Annotated in this window: 12 protein-coding genes; 7 read left to right on the top strand and 5 right to left on the bottom strand. The window is 36.2% G+C overall.

Annotated elements, in window-relative coordinates; translation table 11 throughout:
- Positions 1-111 precede the first annotated feature (111 nt).
- A complete protein-coding gene (locus ACIQ7N_RS16260; protein WP_402933894.1) occupies positions 112-2,007 on the top strand; it encodes an N-acetylmuramoyl-L-alanine amidase in 1,896 nt (631 codons plus the stop codon).
- Positions 2,008-2,053: 46 nt separating this feature from the next.
- On the opposite strand, the gene ACIQ7N_RS16255 is transcribed toward ACIQ7N_RS16260, so the two are convergent.
- Together ACIQ7N_RS16255 and ACIQ7N_RS16250 are read right to left on the bottom strand one after the other, a co-directional pair.
- The gene (locus ACIQ7N_RS16255; protein ID WP_402933891.1) at positions 2,054-2,233 is read right to left on the bottom strand and encodes a hypothetical protein; all 180 of its coding nucleotides are present in this window, start codon (positions 2,231-2,233) and stop codon (positions 2,054-2,056) included.
- 177 nt (positions 2,234-2,410) lie between these two features.
- The gene (locus ACIQ7N_RS16250; protein WP_402933888.1) at positions 2,411-4,336 is read right to left on the bottom strand and encodes an S-layer homology domain-containing protein; all 1,926 of its coding nucleotides are present in this window, start codon (positions 4,334-4,336) and stop codon (positions 2,411-2,413) included.
- 413 nt (positions 4,337-4,749) lie between these two features.
- On the opposite strand from ACIQ7N_RS16250, the gene ACIQ7N_RS16245 reads away from it, so the two are divergent.
- Positions 4,750-6,033: an oligosaccharide repeat unit polymerase gene (locus ACIQ7N_RS16245; protein ID WP_402933885.1), complete on the top strand. Its 1,284-nt coding sequence runs from the start codon at positions 4,750-4,752 to the stop codon at positions 6,031-6,033.
- Between the two features lie 197 nt (positions 6,034-6,230).
- Here ACIQ7N_RS16245 and ACIQ7N_RS16240 read toward each other — a convergent pair whose 3' ends face one another.
- A complete protein-coding gene (locus tag ACIQ7N_RS16240) occupies positions 6,231-8,246 on the bottom strand; it encodes an S-layer homology domain-containing protein (RefSeq protein WP_402933882.1) in 2,016 nt (671 codons plus the stop codon).
- Positions 8,247-8,482: 236 nt separating this feature from the next.
- Between ACIQ7N_RS16240 and ACIQ7N_RS16235 the strand changes: the two genes are divergently transcribed.
- The 5 genes from ACIQ7N_RS16235 (at position 8,483) to ACIQ7N_RS16215 (ending at position 15,819) form a co-directional block, all read left to right on the top strand.
- Positions 8,483-10,747 carry an S-layer homology domain-containing protein gene (locus ACIQ7N_RS16235; protein ID WP_402933880.1) on the top strand — a complete coding sequence of 755 codons (2,265 nt, stop codon included), beginning with the start codon at positions 8,483-8,485 and terminating at the stop codon, positions 10,745-10,747.
- A gap of 304 nt (positions 10,748-11,051) precedes the next feature.
- On the top strand, positions 11,052-12,197 hold the full coding sequence (locus ACIQ7N_RS16230) for a polysaccharide pyruvyl transferase family protein (RefSeq protein WP_402933877.1): 1,146 nt from the start codon (positions 11,052-11,054) through the stop codon (positions 12,195-12,197).
- Complete coding sequence (locus ACIQ7N_RS16225) at positions 12,194-13,294, top strand: glycosyltransferase (RefSeq protein WP_402933874.1); 1,101 nt, start codon at positions 12,194-12,196, stop codon at positions 13,292-13,294. The genes ACIQ7N_RS16230 and ACIQ7N_RS16225 overlap by 4 nt, the downstream gene beginning before the upstream one ends.
- Positions 13,291-14,826 carry a murein biosynthesis integral membrane protein MurJ gene (gene murJ, locus ACIQ7N_RS16220; RefSeq protein ID WP_402933871.1) on the top strand — a complete coding sequence of 512 codons (1,536 nt, stop codon included), beginning with the start codon at positions 13,291-13,293 and terminating at the stop codon, positions 14,824-14,826. Before ACIQ7N_RS16225 ends, murJ begins: the two co-directional genes overlap by 4 nt.
- A 381-nt stretch (positions 14,827-15,207) precedes the next feature.
- Positions 15,208-15,819: a TetR/AcrR family transcriptional regulator gene (locus ACIQ7N_RS16215; protein ID WP_132360490.1), complete on the top strand. Its 612-nt coding sequence runs from the start codon at positions 15,208-15,210 to the stop codon at positions 15,817-15,819.
- Positions 15,820-15,956: 137 nt separating this feature from the next.
- Here the strand turns inward: ACIQ7N_RS16215 and ACIQ7N_RS16210 are convergent, their stop codons facing one another.
- Together ACIQ7N_RS16210 and brnQ are read right to left on the bottom strand one after the other, a co-directional pair.
- Positions 15,957-17,342 (bottom strand): S41 family peptidase, encoded by a 1,386-nt coding sequence (locus ACIQ7N_RS16210; RefSeq protein WP_402933868.1) that lies wholly within the window; start codon positions 17,340-17,342, stop codon positions 15,957-15,959.
- Positions 17,343-17,546: 204 nt separating this feature from the next.
- Positions 17,547-18,866: a branched-chain amino acid transport system II carrier protein gene (gene brnQ / locus ACIQ7N_RS16205; protein ID WP_402933865.1), complete on the bottom strand. Its 1,320-nt coding sequence runs from the start codon at positions 18,864-18,866 to the stop codon at positions 17,547-17,549.
- Positions 18,867-19,064 lie beyond the last annotated feature (198 nt).

Raw genomic sequence — 19,064 nt, 5'->3', positions numbered from 1 at the left:
GTTGAATTCAATAATTTAAAATTTTGGTATAATAATTCCATATGCGTAATAGTTTTATCTAGGAAATTTTGTTAATATTAATGGTAGAACAAGAAAGGAGGAAATAAGACATTGTATCTTAAGAAAATTAGTCTTATATTATGCGTCCTTTTCGTTTCTGCTTTAATGTTTACAATAAATAGTGCACAAGCAAGTGGCGGTTTTGTAGATGTTACATACAAGGATGACGCATATGAAGAAATTAATTATTTAGTAAATTTAGGTGTTATTAAAGGGTATAAAGAAAAGGGCAAAACGTATTATAAACCTAACAACACCGTAACGCGTGGACAAGTTGCCAAGATGGTTGTTGTGGCATCAGGCAAAAAGCCACTAGTTGTTAATAAATCAAGCTTCACGGATGTAAAGGCCGGCACGGAGCTTTCAGGCTATGTAGAACGCGCTATACAGTCTGGTCTCTTTAAAACAAATACAAAGGGGCAATTTTTGCCAAACAAACCGTTAACTCGTGATGAAATGAGTTATGTATTAACGAACGCATTTAAGCTCGATATAAGTGAGCATGAAAATATCGATTCTCCTTTTGTAGACGTAGGCATTAATCATCCATACGTTTCATATGTGAATACGATTTACTATAATGGTATTACCAAGGGAAGTAATCAAAATTACAATCCAAATGAACAAGTGACACGTAAACAGTTTGCGTTATTTGTAGCGCGTGCGAAAGAAGAAAAATATCGTTTAGATATCCCTGCTAAAGTTGTAGCTGTACCTGATTCATCACAGGTCATTGGCTTAGTTTCTGCAACTACTGACGGATTAAATATTCGTAAATCCAAAGATTCTTCATCTACTACTAATATAGTAGGTACAGTAAATAAAGGTGGTAAACTATCAGTCTATGCCGTTGAGGGAGATTGGTTGAAAGTTTCCTATAAAGATACTTTTGCTTATATTTATAAAACATATACACAGTTTCTAGATGCAGATGGTAACGCATTAGGAAATGTCCAAAAGCAAGTAGCAACAACACAAAATATTAATCTTTACGCAAAACCAACCTCTTCATCAAAGGTTATTTCAACTGTGAATAGTAAAATGAATTTACCTGTTTATAAGACGGTAAGTGGTTACCATCTAACTGTAGTGAACGGTGTACCGGGTTATATCGTGGCGAATAGTACAGCGGACGTTGAGGTGGAAAAGCCTTCTACTCCAGATCCAACACCACCTATAGTTTCTGGGGATCTATTAGGTCGGGTGACAGTTGATAATTTAAATATTCGCCAAGAAGCTAATGCTACATCTGCGGTAGTAAGTAAGCTGAAAAAGGGCGATTATGTTCAAGTGAACAGTATTAACGGTTATTGGGCACAAGTTACTTATCAAGGTCAAACAGGGTATGTCCATAAATCTTATATAAAGCTATTAAATCAAAATGGTAATCCGGTAAAAGATCGAATTATCATTATTGATCCAGGTCATGGTGGTAGTGACCCAGGAACTTCTTATGGTTCTATTACAGAAAAAGACATTACATTAAAGGTTAGTACTCTTGTCAAGGGAAAACTGGAGGCTGCAGGGGCAAAGGTATTGATGCCTCGTACTGGAGATACGTTCTCTCCGCCACAAAAACATATTGACTTTGCACATGATAATTACGGCGAAATCTTCGTTAGTATCCATGTTAACTCTGCAGATAGTACTAAAGCAAAAGGTACCGAAACGTATTACGCTAAAACACCAGGTGATATGTATCAAGAAGATATTGAACTTGCGACATTTGTAAACAACCAAATTGTTAAAAATGTAAATATGGAAAATCGTAAGGTCAGACAAAAGAATTACATCGTAGTTGCTAATACGATTATTCCATCCATTCTAGTCGAGCTAGGCTTCCTAACAAATAGTGAAGACCGTGCTAAGTTGACAGATGATAAATATCTTGAGTTATTTGCGGAATCCATCTACAAAGGAATTTTAGAATATTACTCAAAACAATAATAACGAAGAGCTACAGCGATCAAATAAACGCTGTAGCTCTTTTCGTTTAATGAGTTTGGTATTTTAGCGGCGGGACACACAGTTTTAGAACCACGAACATCGCTGATAGAACCGCGAACATCGCTGATAGAACCGCGAACATCGCTGATAGAATCGCGAACATCGCTGATAGAACCGCGAACATCGCTGATAGAACCGCAAACATCGCTGATAGACCCGCGAACATCGCTGATAGAATCACGAAAAAGCGAAGTGAGCACTTTAGCGGCGCAACGCACGAGATTAGCAGCGAAATGAACACTTTTAGCGGCGCAACCCACAGGTTTAGCAGCGAAGCGAGCACTTTTAGCGGCGGAAAACCCGAGTTTAGCGGCGCAACGAACAAACCGGTGATACCTAGTAGCTATTTTGAATTTGCATGAAGTGTTCTATTTACGAATTGAGCAAAGTTTTGACGTGTTACTGTACCATTTGGTTTAAATGTATTGTCGGCATAGCCTGTAGTAATGCCAAGTGAATATAAGGCTTGGACATCTTTATAATAAGCATGAGATGTCGGCACATCTAAGAAAGTATTATTTGTGTAACCTTGTAGCTTGAAGCCGTTGACAAGTGCTCGTGCCATGGCAGCGCGGGTCATTGGCTGGTGGGCATTGATTTTACCATTATCTACTGCAATAATACCGTAGCGTAAGCCTGTTGCTAAAACAGCATAGCCATAATCACCTGCTTTGATGTCACTTGCATTTAAGGTAGCTGAGCTTGATGCTGGAATCCCTAATGCTCGCAAAATCATTTCTGTTGCTTGTAGGCGAGTTAATGTCCCCTGTGGATTAAATTTCCCATTCGTTCCTTTCACAATGCCTAATGCATATAAGTTTTTAATATCATAATAGGCACCATTTGACGAAGATACATCTGGGAAGACCGGAGCGGGAGCAATTGTCGCTTTGTTGGAACCTTTTGCGCGCGTAAGCGTTTTAATTTCTGCAATCGTTGCAAATTTTTCATCAGCATTTTTGCGATCATCGCGCCCCTCTATAAAGGATGTACGTATCGTATATGTTCCGGCAGCTAAATTACCAGGCATAGTAATCTGATATTTTTCCACATGGGTACTAATATCTTTTTGATCGGCATTGATTGTTGTGGAATCAGCAGCAAGTCCTGGAATGTAACGTTCATGTCCAATACCAACAACTTTATCGTTTGTGTCTAAAATTTCTACTTTCAATGTACCGCGTGCAGGCACATTACCATTGTTTTTAACCGTTACAGTGGAGTAGAAAACAAATTTACCAGACGGTGCTACATAACTTTGCACCCCGTCAGAGTAAAGCGAAATGTTATAACGGCGGGGCACATAGCCATTATGTTTTTCGGCTACCCAATTTAAAGCATGCTTCATAAATACTTGTGCATCCTTGTCACCATTAGTTGTTATATAAGCAGCACCATTTTCGTTATCCTGCCAATCCGCTTTATCATTAATATTTATATAATCATAGATTTTGAATCCAATTTGAACAACTCTGCCTTTTCCGTATTCAATCGCATGGGCTGCGCCAAATTCATTTTTTTTCATTGTTTTAGGTTTGTCTGTGTAATTGTAATCTGAGAAATATAAAATAGGTGTTGCAGATCCACCTTGCCAAGGCTTTATGACTTCTACCCAATCACGATCTGTTTTTGTTAGATTAAGCTTGCTTTTGCCAAGCTCTTTTGTTGTATTTTGCATAATTGGATGAACAGTATTGATATTGCTTACTGTAGAATTTCCTAACACAATATCGTCAATAAAACGAGAATTGAAGACTTCAGTTAAATTATCCCACTCCATCACCCAAGAATCGACATCGTAGATTAATGGAGAGAGATCCATTTGACCGAGTTTAGGGAATTTTGTTGATTCATTACGGGCTGTCTGGAAGGCAAAAATTGCACCACCGCCATTTCGAACGTACATTTTAACATTTTCGCGTTGCTGATGATTCATCATGACTGTATAGGCAAAGACGATTGCATCATATTGACTTAAACTTTCTAAATTATTTAAGTCTTTCTCATAAATTTTCTCTACGTGGAAGCCTTGTTGCTGATAGAGAAGAAAAGCTTTTAGCTCCTTATTATATGTAGAGCTATAATCAACCTTTTCAGAAACACGTTGGCCATTAAATGTTCCACTAGGGTGTGTAGTATTGGCATATTTTTCACTACTTTCAGAGAAAACGACACCGATTTTCTGTGCTGCTTTAGCTTGTGTTGGTGCTAAAAAAACTACGAGCATAAAAGAGCATGCTACGAGTAGTGAAACGAATAATTTCTTCATTAAATCCACATCCTTTATTTTGTATATTTTTTCTTCAATTGCGTGCTAATTTTGAATTGTGCTTAAGCCGTGAAATTTGCACTACTTAGTTATCATACAACTAAATAATGGATAAAACATTAAAAGTTGGTTTTTGTATGGTGATTTGACATAGATTGTCGATTAATGTTGTCAGAGCGAAGAGGAACAACAGTTGGGGAAAATGATGCAGTAAATTTTGGGTATAAACTCGTAATTTAGGGAAAAAAGAAAAACATTGCATAATTTTATGTAAAATCAATTCATTCCTTTCTATAAGTCTACCTGTATTTATGATATAATAACTCTTGTTTTGCTTTAGTAAATAAAAAGAATAAACAATTTTGATTCGCGATAGAGGAGGGCAATCACATCTTCTGAGATGTATGACATTTATGAATAAACTGAAACAAACTTTTGCAAAGGTCAACAAAATTGATACGTTTTCGCCGTATTTCTTTTTACCTTTTGTATTAATGCTCTATTTCTTTACAAGTCTATTTGATTTCCATCGATTTGAATTATTTAATTTACGTGTATCAATTTGGCCAGCAGTATTTTTAGCAGTAATATGCTATTACATTGGTGTGTACATTATTGATAAGTTACAATGGACAATCCCATCATTTGGTTTATCCTTCTTAGGGAAATATGTTGTTCATTTTATCGTATTTTTAACTTTACTAGGTTTAGTTTCATATGTATTAATGATGACTTCCGGTGGTGGATTAGGAATTTCTGATGAATCTAATCGACGTAACCTTGATCCAAAATTAAACTTCTTTGCTCAATTGTTATGGTATGGTGTTTTACTGTTATTATCATATAAAATGATTTTAGAAAAAAATATAACTTGGAAAAAAACATTAATCTACGGCTCTATTTATGCTGCAGTAATGTTCTTATTCCTATTGATGGGTTACCGTACACCATTAATTATCATGTTATTTACTGGTATTATCATCTTCCATTACGTTGTAAAACGAGTGAAATTAACATGGTTCCTTACAGCTCTGTTTGTTATCGGAGTAGCATTCTCAATGTTTGGCTTCCTTCGTGTTGTATCAGAGGATACAACGAAAGAATTTAATAGCCGTGAACAACCAGATGTAGAATTGACTGAAACAGAAAAAGAAAAGCTGCTATCAGTAGAGCAGCAAGTTAACTTAACACCAAAATGGATTCGTTCAATAAATGGTGAGAGTGTAACAGGCCATATTGTTTTAAGTAAAATTATCGAATATACACAGAAGGAAGGTTACCTAAATGGAGAAATCCATGCAGGTATCATCAGTACTATTTTACCGGGTGAACAAGTTTCGCCACGTATGAAAGTAACGGAAGTTGTAAACTCTCTAGCCGAATCTGAAGGTAAATATATTACACGTCCTAACAGAACAACAACACCAACATTTATTGGTCAATTATTCTTAGACGGCGGTTATCTGCTTGTAGCGATAGGCTTCCTCTTATATGGTGTATTAATCTCATTAATTTATAATAAAGTGAAGCAGGGCGGTATTCGTAGCTTCCACTCTGTAGCTTATGCATTTGTCATTACCTTATTTACAGTGTCTATGCATACAGGCTTGCTTGATTTAATCTTTATTTTAATGCTAGGCTTTGTCATAATTGCGTCAGCGATTATTAAAACAGATAAGAAAAAGCTTTCATATTAACAATAATAGAGATGTCTCAAATATTATTTGAGGCATCTCTTTTTTATTAGGGTGTTCCTATGGCAGGTGGGTGTCGAGAAGTTGAACATTTTGCTACCCTTTATTTTGCCGAAAAAACAATGTGACACCATAACATTGTCATTATAGATTTTCAACAACATAAAAAGTCGCCCTACGTTATAGGACGACTTCTTTTTTTATTTTACTGTATTGATCACTTGTACATAGTCTTTGCTCACGAAAGCTTTTCCTGTATACAGTTTATCAGAAAGGATCTCATACCAGCCGTTTGTAGCAGAGCTAGTTATGATCACAGGCATACCACTGCGTGCATATGTGAATAGAGGGTTATTGCTAGTAGCTGCACCTATGCGAACGTTTAAGCCGTTTGTTGTTGTTAGACCGATTGTGTATGGATTATTAGCATCCTTAAAGCCTAACGCCTTTTCAGCTCGGTAATAGTGTCCTGCAATTTTTGCTCCCCAGAATGGATCAGACGCGTATTTTACGTTAAAGCCAAGAGCTTTTGAACCCAATACTGCACCATTCGCAAAGTTTTTACCAGGTGAACCCCCTGGATTAATGTAGTTTGGCTGTAGGAATTTATCAACAAGCTCATTGATGTTGTCAGCTATACTATCAAAATTTTTGTTTTTTGGGTTCGTATCATACACGTACAAGCCAAATAGGTTATTTAACTTTTGTGCCTGTTCACTCATACCATAAGCACTCTCATGCTGAGCAAGTGATAAAATAAGCATTGCGTTAATTTGGGATTTTGCTTCTACATCTTTCAATTTTTGCCCTAAACCTATTAATTTACTATTCTTTGTAGCATCTTTATAAAGGGTAGCTCCTGTACTCTCAATCTCTGCAAGCTTATTCATTATATAAGTATCGATTTCTTGTGCCGTGTATTGTGTTTGGGCACGGGCAGGTAAAAATTGATAATAGTTATAGGCATCACCTTTAGAAGAGCCATTGCCGTTAGAGAAATAAATACCGTTCCAGCTATAGTATTTTTCGTTTTGCTTCATAAAGGATGGCGCTTTTCCGAAAATATAGCTAGAAGAATATTTATTTGTTTTGTAATCATAAAGTGTGTGTTTAATTTCACCATTCACATTTTCATAGTAAGAACGACCTTTGCTCATTGAAAATGGGATTAATGTAACATCAGCATGTTTTAAGTAGCCGACTTGACCAGCTAATCGAACTTTTACTTGTGTTGCATCACTACTGAGGTATTCCATTTCTGTATTAGCCGCAACACCAAGCGAGTCATTAATTGTTTCAGATTTTAGTGCTACGTAATCATTTGTTACAGCGTAGCCTGAAGACATTTTTACAATTTTATCACTTTGGACAATAACCTGTGTATTTTTTGTCACAGCTTTTTCAGCAGCTTCAAAAGTAGAGAATCCTTGGTTACCAACTAATGTGCCGTTTGAAATTTCCTTAATAGCATATTTAGAAGATCCGGTATTTGTATCGCCACCGTTTGAATTACCGCCGTTAGAATTACCACCGTTAGTATCGCCACCGTTAGAATTACCGCCGTTAGAATTACCACCGTTTGTGTTGCCACCGTTTGGTGCAGTAGCGTCTGGATCACCAGCAAGTTGCATTAGACGGACAATAAACGAAGATGCTTGTCCAATTGTTGCATTTTTTTTAGGCATAAAGTAACCATTAGCGCCTTTAATGATTTCTAGTTGTGCACCTATAGCTACTGCATGACGGTATTCTTTTATGATAGATGCATTATCCTTAAAAGTAATAGTAGGCGTACCTTTAGGAATATTTAAATAATCGATAGCTCTCTCAAGCATAACCGCCATATGCTGTCTTGAAATAGCGGCATTAGGCTTAAATGAACCATCTCCGTAACCTGTAATAATACCAGCTGAAGCAGCAAGCTTAATATCCTTTGCATGTACATATGTATCTGGGACATCTTTAAAGACTATGTCACTTGTCGCTTTAAGATTCATGGCTTTACTTAAATAAGAAGCAAACTCTCCACGTGTCACATTGTCATTTGGACGATAACTTCCTTTTGCATCTTTTACTAATGCATTTTTAGAAATTAAATAACGAAGACCCTGTTCATGTGAATGCCCTGTTAGTTCGTCAGCAGATGCCAGTTGAGGTTGCCAAAGAAGCATGCCGATTACTGTCATGAGCAAAGCAATGATTGATAGTTTTTTCATATTTTACCCTCCTAGACTTCTACATCATTTTACCAAAGTTATAGAGTGACGATAAGGTCAAATATTTGAAAAAACATAAAATGAGACTATATAAATAGTTTTCATGACAATTCATATAAAACTAGAAAATAGCTTAAATGTTCCATGGATATTTTGGCATATTTTTGATAATGTTATAGAAGTAAAACATATGAAGGGAGAGTTGAGGGCTCCATTTTACTCTGGAGCGCAAAAAAATGAAAAAAGTAGCGAAAAATTTACTAGTTTTAGTTGTATTATTGTCAATGGTTGTTAGTCCGTTAAATGCTTATGCAGCCCAAACGGTCAAGAAGGATTTACAATTATCAAAAGGTGTGCAGTATAAACAATATACATACAGCAGTACCAAAACAAACTCTATTAATCATCTTGCTATTGATGTAGACGAGCCAATGACAGAAGTACAATTAGGTATGCCCGCGAATGTCAATGGTAGAGAATCGACAGTAGCAAATGCTAATCGTAATTCACGCGAGGGGAATCGCGTTGTTGGTGCTATTAATGCAAGTTTCTTCGATATGTCTGCAGGTTTCCCATTATTTTTACTAAGTAAAGATAATGTTATTTTAAACGGTGGAGCTGTTTCAAAGGGCTCCGATGAATACATGAATGTCCCTACAGCTTTTGGTGTTTCTCCAGATGGCAGGGGTGTCATTGACTATTTTGATTTTAATGTAACCCTTTCTCACAGCGGTAAAGACTATAAAATGACAGGGATGAATCGTGCACGTAATATATATGAAGCGATTGTTTACACACCACAATTTTATAGTAAAACAACAAATACAAATGAATATGGTTTTGAAATAGTAGTAGATACTGGAGCTCCGATTACTGAAAATAAATTTGGTCAAACATTAACAGGGAAAGTTACACAAATTACACCTTATGGATCAAAAGAAAAAATATCGATCCCTTCAACTGGCTTTGTCGTATCTCTACAAGGTGGGGATTGGCACAGTAAGCTAAGCCAAATTGCAGTTGGCGATGAGCTAAGTGTTAACTTCGCTATTGATAAGCAATGGCAGGATGCAAAATTTATCCTGGCAAGTGGTCCGTATTTAGTAAAAGATAATAAACCTTACATTATGATGAGCACATCTAGTAAGCGTGCAACAGAGGTTACAGCACGTACGATTGTGGCGACAAGTAATAATGGGAAAACAGTACACTTTATTACGGTTGATGGAAAACAGAAACATAGCGCGGGGATGAATATGGTTCAACTTGCGAACTATTTAGTGTCGCTTGGTGTTGAGCGAGCAATTAACTTAGATGGTGGCGGCTCAACAACGATGGGTATTCGAAATTACGGTAATAATAATGTCGTATTAGCGAACCTACCATTAAATGCAGGCAATGCGCAACGTCTTGTGTCCGCAACATTACAAGCTGTAAGTACGGCTCCAACTGGTAAAGGAAAATATATTAAATATACGAATAGTACAAGCTATGCAACTCTTTTAGCAGGTGCTTCGTCTAGTATAGCAGTGCAATATATTTTAGATGAAAACTATAATGCGCTACCATTAGATGGTCATGTATCGCTAACATCTGAGAGTAATACTTTAAAAGTTAACGGCTTGAACTATACTTCAACGACAGCTGGTAATGATCGTATTTTCATCAACCACGATGGTACGCCTGTTGAATCATTCCAAGTGAAAGTAGTAGATGCTCCAGCAACAATGGACATTGCACCAAAGTCAAAAACAGTAGGAGCAGGCGAAACTGTTAAATTTACTATGGATGCAAAGGATGACGGTGGCAAACCGCTAGTTTACAATGCATCACAAGTGAAATGGTCTGTAGAAGGTAATATCGGTACGATTACTAATGATGGTAAGTTTACAGCTAAAAATCCAGGTGCTACTGGTAAAGTAGTAGCGACTCTAGGAACAAAACGAGTAGAGGCTACTGTAACTGTAGCAAAAGCTGCGTTGTTTAAAGATATTCCTAGTAACTATGTGTACTATAAAGAAATTGAGTATTTAACAAAAAATAATATTATTACAGGTCATCCAGATGGCACATTTAGACCAAATGACAAACTTACACGTGCACATGCAGCAGTTATTATTAGTCGCGCACTTGATTTAAAAACATCAAACGTCAAAAATCCAGGCTTTAAGGATATTCCTGCGAATCACATATATTATAAACAAATCGCAGCTGTAGTTGAGTCTGGTATAATGAGCGGTAAGGGCAATAATGTCTTTGATCCTGATGCTACTTTAACTCGTGCACAAATGGCGAAGGTTGTAGCATTAGCTTATAATCTAAAAGGGACAAGCAGCACTAACTTTAAAGATGTATCGAAGGATCATTGGGCATACACATATGTTCAACAGTTAGCCGCAAACAAAATTACAACTGGTTATGGTGATAACACCTTTAAGCCAGATGAAGCGATTAGTCGCGCTCATTTCGGATTATTCCTTTATAGAGCAATTAATCAATAAAGAATGGCTTAGCATATAAAAAATAGCAAACTAGTCGTGTTACCTAGTTTGCTATTTTTCTCTTTAAAATAAAAGGTTATTGATTGGGGCCTTGTAAACCGTATAAGTTGATGAACGGCTCATCGGACGCTCAAGGAAGCGCCTAGCCGCAACGGAAATCAACCTTACGTTATGTTGATGAGCAAACAGATCACAAGATTAGTAGCAACTTTTGAAGCTCATCTTATATTTACTATTTTTAAAAGAACGTAAATGTGCAATTGTGGTATAATCTCAGTATTAAAAAGTAAAAGGATGTTTTTTAATGAAAATAGGCATTGTGGGGAATTACGGCAATGATAATAATGGTGATGAATCAATATTATACGGCATTCTTCAACAAGTAAAACAAACATTTTCGGTAACTAATGATGACATTACCGTTTTTAGTAATAACACACAACAAACATCCGAACGTTATGGGGTACATAGCTATCCATTGTATTACAGGAAGAGTAATTTATTTAAAACGTTTATCCATACCTATAAAAATAATAAACAATATGTATCAACATTTGACCTCCTCATCATTGGTGGTGGTGGTATTTTAATGGATTTTTATAAACGTGAGGCTCACCTGTATGGAGCGTATGCAATGATGGCAAAGCAAAGTAATGTTCCCTACATTATTTACGGATGTGGCGCGGGACCACTTGATACAATTTCTGGAAAAATTAGTATTCGCGCAATGTGTCGTTATGCAGCAAATATCTCTGTTCGTGATCCTCAGTCTAAAAAGCTTTTGCAAAGTATTGGGGTGAAAAAGCCAATAGATATTATTGGTGATCCTGCATTTACATTAAAAGGTGATCGTCAACATTACGCCGAAAAACCAATTAAAATAGGTGTATCAGCAGTTCCATACTATAATGCAAACTATTGGCCAGAAGGAAATGTTGAAAAATATGATGCGTACGTTACAGGAATGGCGAAAAATTTAGATCATGTAATTTCTGAGCATAATGTCGAAATTACATTCTTTGCCACAAAATACCCGCAGGACGTCACTGTGACGAAGGATATTCAGAAAAAAATGCAACAACATGCACACACAAAAATTATTGATGAAAATTTGGTGCCGGAGCGATTACTTGATGTAACGGAGGAACAGGATATTATTATCGGTACACGTTTGCACTCGCTTATTTTGGCAACGGATTCAGAAACTCCGATTATTGCGATATCCTATCATACAAAAGTACAAGATTTTATGTCCTTTGTAGGCGCATCAGATCGTTGCTTACAAATGCAGGATATAGAGGATGATGTGAAGGCTCTAGCCACATTAGTTGGCAAACTAAGTAGTAATTGGGACCAGTCGATTGCGGAGACGAAACAAATTGCTACCCATATTCATAAAGAGGCCATGCGTGGTCAGGAATTAATGAAAAAGGCAGTGACACGTCTATGAAAAAAATACTCGTCATTAGTAATATGTATCCAACATCTGATCATTTATCATTCGGTATTTTTGTGAAAAACCAAGTCACTGCTCTTGAAAAGGCAGGACTAGACGTAGATATATCTGTAAATACTAATCCGGCAACTGGTAAGAAGAACACTATTATGAAATATACAAAATGGGGTTTATCGACATTGATGAAAGGCTTAAAAAACAGAAAGTCTATTGATGTCACACATGCACATTATGTGTTTCCATCTGGTATGCTGTCGCTCCTATTAAAGAAAATGTTTGGTATACCATTTATCGTTACAGCTCATGGTGGAGATATTGAGCGCATGGCGAAAAAGAACGCAAGAATTCGTAATTGGACAGAGAGTATTTTACGTGAAAGTGAACATATTATCGCAGTAGGTCCTGTCTTAGCTCAACAAATTGAACAAGATTTTGGGATTGAAAAAGGTAAAATCTCTGTCGTTAGCATGGGTGTGAATCGTGAGGTTTTCACAAAAGGAAATCAAGTAGCAGTGTGCAAAGAACTGCAATTAGCTACTGAGCCATTCAGATTTTTATTTGTAGGAAATGTTATAAAACAAAAAGGCGTTGAAGAGCTGTTACAGGCTTTCCAAATGCTAAAAACAAAAGTATCTCGGCCTTTAGAGTTAAATATTGTAGGTTCTAGAAGAGATCAGGCATTTTTCCAATCCTTGCAACCATTGATCAGTGAAGACGTCAAATTTATAGATCCACTAAAACAACAAGAACTAGTAAAGTGGTTCCAAGCAAGTGATGTCTTTGTATTACCATCCCATTTAGAAGGTTTTGGATTAGTGGCATTAGAGGCATTAGCGACAGATACACCTGTTATTGCTTCAAATGTAGGTGGACTTGTATCTTTGCTTGGAGAGGGCGCAGGGCATTTAGTGGAGCCCGAAAATGCGATGGTTTTATCTGAGGAGATGCTGCGTGCCGTGAACACGCCAAAAGAACAATATATGAATCGTGAAGCGGTTGAAGAAGTATTAGCCATTCACGATGAAAAAAATATAACAGCTCGCTGTATAGAGATTTATAAGTCGGCCATTGAAGGTGGGGATGGCCTATGAATAAGTTTATAAAAATAGTTGGGGCAGTTGCGATTATTAATGTCGTGGCCCGTGTTTTCGGATTTTTACGTGAAATGATTATCGGATACCAATATGGTAGTAGCCATATTGCTGATAGTATTTTCACAGCTTACACAATTCCAAACTTTTTATATCTAGTCGTAGGTGGTGCATTTACTACTGCTGTTATCTCAATTTATAATCGGGAAACAACGGATCGTGCGCTATTTGTTAAACAGTCCTTCACAATTGTCTTGTTAACGGTTTCAATAATGACAATTCTAATGTTAGCGTTCACTAATCCAATTATGGAGATGTTCAACCAAAGTAAAGATAAAGAGACGTTTAGTCAAAGTGAGTTAGATTTAGCTAAAAATCTATATTATTGGATGATGCCTTCGTCAATTTTACTCGTATTATCCTCATGGTATAGTGGATTGCTAAACGCAAATCAAAAATTCCATTTGTCTAGCTTTGCTATTTTAATTTATAATGCAATCTTTTTAGTGATTGCTGTAGGTTTATCTAAAATTCCAAGCATCGACGCAATGGGATATGGTATTAGTGCATTAGTCAGTGCGGTAATAATGGTATATTTCCTAATTGTTGGATATCGTAAGTTAGATTCACATAAGGTTGGTTTTTCATTTGAACGAAATATTGCATCAAAGCAATTGTGGATAATGACGTTACCGATTATGCTCGGTGGCGCTACCATTCAAATTTATGCATTATTACAGCGTGTTTTTGCAGGAATGCTATCTGAAGGGGCAGTAGCTGCTGTAAACTATGCATCAAGACTTATGCAATTTCCGCAAGCAATTTTAATTACAGCAGTAACGACAGTTATCTTTCCAATTTTGAGTCAAAAAGAAGCAGAGAATGACCTTGCTTCCATTAAAAACTTATACTCAAAAGGGCTACATTATCTATTGTTGTTACTTTATCCTGTAACAGTTTACTCATATTTTTACGCAGAGAATCTCGTGCAGGTTGTTTATCAACGTGGTAATTTTGATGCAGCTTCAACTGCAATTACAACACCAGTACTGGCAATCTTCTGTTTATCGATGTATTTTTTAGCTGCAAACGGGTATATAACGCGCTTTTACTATGCTAAGGGTGACTCAATGGCACCTGTTATCTTCAGCTTAATAAATGTATTTGTTATTAACATTGCCGTTATTATGTTACTTGTCGATAAGTGTGGAGCAGAAGCAATTGCATGGGGTACATTAGTGAGTTCAGTAACAAACTTTATTATGCTAATTATTTATGCAGCCTATAAATATGACTTGAAAATGGGAATCTTTAGCAAAGAGTTGCAATTTTTCAGATCAATTCCGCCAATGATTATTATCACGATTGTTTTGTATTTTTCAAGCAAGTTTTTAGTATTCAACAACATATGGCTAACTTTCATTGTAGGCCTTGTTATTTTTAGTGCAGTAGTTGTTGGCTCGTACTTATTATTTGGCGTGAAAGAAGTAAAAGAATTTAGTGATAAACTAAAACGGAAATTTTTAAAATAATAGGAAAAAGTGGGTATCTTGGGAAGCACGGGATACCCACTTTTTTATTTCAGGTGTGTTGATATGCTTATTGTTGTTCGAATAAAGGGGTTTTATTAAGGTACCATTAAGCCCTAGTGTAAAAGTGAGTAGCCTGTAGTGGGAAAAAGGTTATTAACGCACCTGTTTTTGTCGTTGAAAGGAATAAAACTGATTGGACACTATAAGCACTATCTGCAAAAAACTTGTTATATTTATAATATTTTATAGTGAAAAAATAGGAGCTGTATTATAATTAGTTTTATTAATAGTGGTATTATTTATGAACATATGGATAAATTGGCATTATTTCAGTAATGTCTAAAGGACTATGACTACTACAAATTAGATAAGGTGGGAAGTATGGCAAGAGGTAGGAAGGTTAATTCAAATGGTGAACGAAGTAAACAATTATTGCTTGAAAAGGCTTTAGCGTTATTTTCTGAAAAAGGGTATCATGATACAAAGATTAGTGACATTGTCAAAGCCGCGAATGTAACACAGCCAACTTTTTATTTATATTTTGAAAGTAAGGATGCTCTCTACACCGATCTGAATAAACGATTTCAGCAAGGGTTTGATGAAATTATGGGTAAACAATTAGAAGAAGGCGAAGAGGGATTAGAAGGCTTTGTTACAGAGCTAAAGCAAAAAATACAAATGTTATTCGTTTACATAATTGATAACCCTAAATTAACGAAAATTGGATTATTTGAATCTAAGCAGTCACTTGTAGTTAAATCTCGACTTACACAGCAATTTACTCACCTTATACATCGTTATGATTGTGCCCATATATTACAATCATATTGTGCAGACATAAACATAGTTGTAGATAGTTTTGTAGGATCCTTAGAGCGTTTAATATTAACAAATTTACTTGAACAAAAAAAACAGCCATGCGAGTTAGCAAGCGACTTAGTTCATTTATACTTTTTAAGAGAAGTAAATACAAATATTTGTCAAATTGAATGAGGCTGAGACATAAAGCCGAATAATTAACAAAACACGATAAACAGAAAAACCGAACTATTCCGAAACACTTCATGAGAGTTTCATTGGATAGTTCGGTATTTTTGTTGGCCAAAACACATTTGTCCTAGCCTTATTTTTTATTTTTTAACTGTAATATGAAGATAAACGCCTTTTTGAAGCTTATTGCCTGTTTCTTTTTGAATAGATGGATGAACGAGTAGCATATACTCTTGCCCGCTGTTTAATGGTTTTGATGGAGTAACAAGTAATGAATGACCATCAACTTTTGTAGTAACGGGTACTTCGTTACCGCCTAAAGCAACGAGTTGTACACTACCTTCAGCAATTTGCGAAGCGAGTGCTTGTGAGAATTTCACAGTAAATGTTTTAGAAGATGGTACGTTTTTTAAGCTTGCAAGCTCTTTATAATTTGTATATTGTGCTTTAATTGCATCATAATGTGCCTGGTAAATAGGAGCGGTCTTTGTTTGGACGTTCGGTTTTACCCCAACCTCATTAATCGTTTTCCCTAATGGACCTGTAAAATTACCAGTTGTAAGCTTTAAATAGCTACCATCCTGCAGTTCAAAAAAGCCTTGCATACAGCCTTTTCCATACGTAGTTTCTCCGTATAAAATAGCAGATTGCTGATCTTGTAATGTTGCTGCTAACATTTCAGAGGCGCTAGCACTATAACGGTTTACTAGAATACGTGTATCTGCTGGGAATTTTTCGTTTTGATTGACTGCACGTATTTTATAAGAGGCATGTGCTTCTTCCAGTAAGTAGGCAATTTTTGCTTTTGGGAATAGCCCTGCAATCTCCTCAGCTGTCGATACATAGCCTCCGCCATTATTTTGTAAATCAAGTATAAAAGAGGTTGCACCACGCTGTTTTAATTGAATAAGCGCATCTTTGACAAGCTTTGCACCGTCTTCTGAGAAGGATGACATAGCAATATAGCCAACATCCCCAAACAGTAACGCGGATTCCACATTCGGTAATGTGAATTTTTTCCGTGTAATGGTTGTAGTTGAAGTTTTACCATCTGCATGTCGAAGCGTCACTTCTATTTTCGTATTGTCGTCACCAGATAATAAGGAGGAAACTTCTTGGGTAGAGCTTCCTACTACGGATTGTCCGTTAATGGCGATAATAATGTCTCCAGCAACTACACCAGCTTTAGATGCGCCGCTATCCTCAAACACTTGTAAAATATGAATGCCATCTTCATGTTCTTCGATGATTACACCAATCCCAATTGTTGATAGATCGATGCTATTCATATAATCTTCAAGTTCTTTTTTCGTAAAATATGTGGAGTAAGGGTCCAGCATATCAATGATTTCGGGAATTGTTTTAGCTTTTTGTAAATTGCCGTGGATGGTTCCAACATAGTTTTCCTCAATAATTGCCTTGATTTCCTTTACAAGCTGTTGTTCATTGCTTGCAGCAGAAGCGTTTGTCAATGGAATGATGAAAAAGCATAGAACGAATACAAAAGACCACAATATTTTTTTCATGGGACACCTCTTTTCTAATTAACTTTATTATACATGAATTTCCATATAACCGTGAATAGGAAAGGAGGGTTACCTACAAAAAAAGAATCTGCTAGCCATTTGCGAAAAAGTAAGTTTATGCAAGATTCCTAGACAGTCGGTGTCTAAAAGAAGCTTGAAGCTTATTCGCAAAAAGCAATCAGATTCTAGTTAGATGAAGAAATTTTATTTTTTTGTGAGCTTATGAATGACTAAGCCGATAAGCGCACCGATTATTGCAGGTACAAGCCATGCTAGACTTTGCTCGTATAATGGCAAAGCTTTCAAAACGTTCACATATGGTGCAATTGTAATTTTCATTTCCTTTAAACCATCATTCAAGCTTACAAAGAATGTAGGAATTAATGCCAAAATATAGACAATTTTCCCACCTTTAAAGAAGTTATCGAAAAGCGACAGAACCATTAATACCATCGCTAGTGGATAGATGATTAATAAAACAGGTAGTGATGCACTAATAATTGTAGAAAGACCTACGTTTGTTATAGCAGCACTGAAAATTGTGAAAATTACTAAAAACGTTTTATACGAAACTTTAGGAAATAGTTTATGGAAATATTGAGCATTGGCAGTCAATAAACCTACAGCAGTAGATATACACGCTAGTAAAATTGTAGCAGATAATATGATAGTTCCAAATTTGCCAAAAAGAACTTCTGCTGATTTCGCAATAATTTTCCCACCATTATCAAAAGTACCAATTGCATTAATACTAGTGTTACCAATTTGTCCAAGTGAGATATAGACAAATGATAAGCCAATAGCGGCAACAATTCCCGCGAAGATTGTCGTTTTGACTTGCTTTTTAGTATTAGACATACCCATGTCGCGTAATGCTTGCAAAATAACGATCCCGAAAACGAGTGCACTTAGTACATCCATTGTTAAGTAGCCTTGAACAAAGCCTTCAGTCAACGGAGAATCAGTGTACTTCCCGATAGCTACCCCTGGTTCACCCATTGGGGAAATAAAGCTTTTAATCGCTAGTAGTAAAATAACGGCCAATAGAACAGGCGTTAAAATTTTCCCGACACGATCGACAAGCTTTGAAGGGTTAATAGCTAAGAATAGTATAAAGGCAAAAAATATGACAGAAGTAATGAAAAGTGGTGCCCAATGATCTGTTGCTGATTCTGGGAGAAATGGGACAATTCCAATTTCATAAGATACAGAGCCTGTACGCGGCACTGCAAAAAATGGTCCAATCGCTAAATAAACGATGGATGTAAAAATAATACCAAAGGTAGGGCCGACACGATTAGCAAGTATTTGTAAATCGCCACCCGCTTTCGCAATTGCAACTATTGCTAATAGCGGTAATCCGACACCTGTTATTAAGAAACCAATCATTGCTGTCGTAATATGTTCACCAGCTTGTTGACCTAATAATGGGGGGAAGATAATATTTCCGGCACCTAAAAATAAGGCAAATAATAGTAAACCTACTGCCAAATTTTCTTTGATGAAAAGCATGATGTTCTTCATAAAAATTAAAACTCCTTTAAGATTGAAAAGATGAAACTTTCTAAAAATTTTAAATACAGAAGTGTATGTTATCATATGAATACTAATCTTGCAATTAATATTCTATTACAATTTGTAAGAATCTGTCGGAATCAGTAGTTTTCATAAATTGTTTGAAAAATAGTCAATTTTTCTGATTTCTGATTTCTTAATTATCTA

Source organism: Lysinibacillus sp. NPDC095746 (assembly GCF_044763535.1).
GTDB lineage: Bacteria > Bacillota > Bacilli > Bacillales_A > Planococcaceae > Lysinibacillus.
Note: the sequence above shows the minus strand (reverse complement) of the source record. Positions and strands in the feature narration are given on the sequence as shown.

Bases quoted from the DNA above. Each gene is read 5' to 3' on its own strand.
- ACIQ7N_RS16240 (WP_402933882.1), bottom strand. From the start codon at position 8,246: ATGAAAAAACTATCAATCATTGCTTTGCTCATGACAGTAATCGGCATG.
- ACIQ7N_RS16235 (WP_402933880.1), top strand. From the start codon at position 8,483: ATGAAAAAAGTAGCGAAAAATTTACTAGTTTTAGTTGTATTATTGTCA.
- ACIQ7N_RS16255 (WP_402933891.1), bottom strand. From the start codon at position 2,233: ATGTTCGCGGGTCTATCAGCGATGTTTGCGGTTCTATCAGCGATGTTC.
- ACIQ7N_RS16230 (WP_402933877.1), top strand. From the start codon at position 11,052: ATGAAAATAGGCATTGTGGGGAATTACGGCAATGATAATAATGGTGAT.
- ACIQ7N_RS16210 (WP_402933868.1), bottom strand. From the start codon at position 17,342: ATGAAAAAAATATTGTGGTCTTTTGTATTCGTTCTATGCTTTTTCATC.
- brnQ (WP_402933865.1), bottom strand. From the start codon at position 18,866: ATGAAGAACATCATGCTTTTCATCAAAGAAAATTTGGCAGTAGGTTTA.
- ACIQ7N_RS16245 (WP_402933885.1), top strand. From the start codon at position 4,750: ATGAATAAACTGAAACAAACTTTTGCAAAGGTCAACAAAATTGATACG.
- murJ (WP_402933871.1), top strand. From the start codon at position 13,291: ATGAATAAGTTTATAAAAATAGTTGGGGCAGTTGCGATTATTAATGTC.
- ACIQ7N_RS16215 (WP_132360490.1), top strand. From the start codon at position 15,208: ATGGCAAGAGGTAGGAAGGTTAATTCAAATGGTGAACGAAGTAAACAA.
- ACIQ7N_RS16225 (WP_402933874.1), top strand. From the start codon at position 12,194: ATGAAAAAAATACTCGTCATTAGTAATATGTATCCAACATCTGATCAT.
- ACIQ7N_RS16250 (WP_402933888.1), bottom strand. From the start codon at position 4,336: ATGAAGAAATTATTCGTTTCACTACTCGTAGCATGCTCTTTTATGCTC.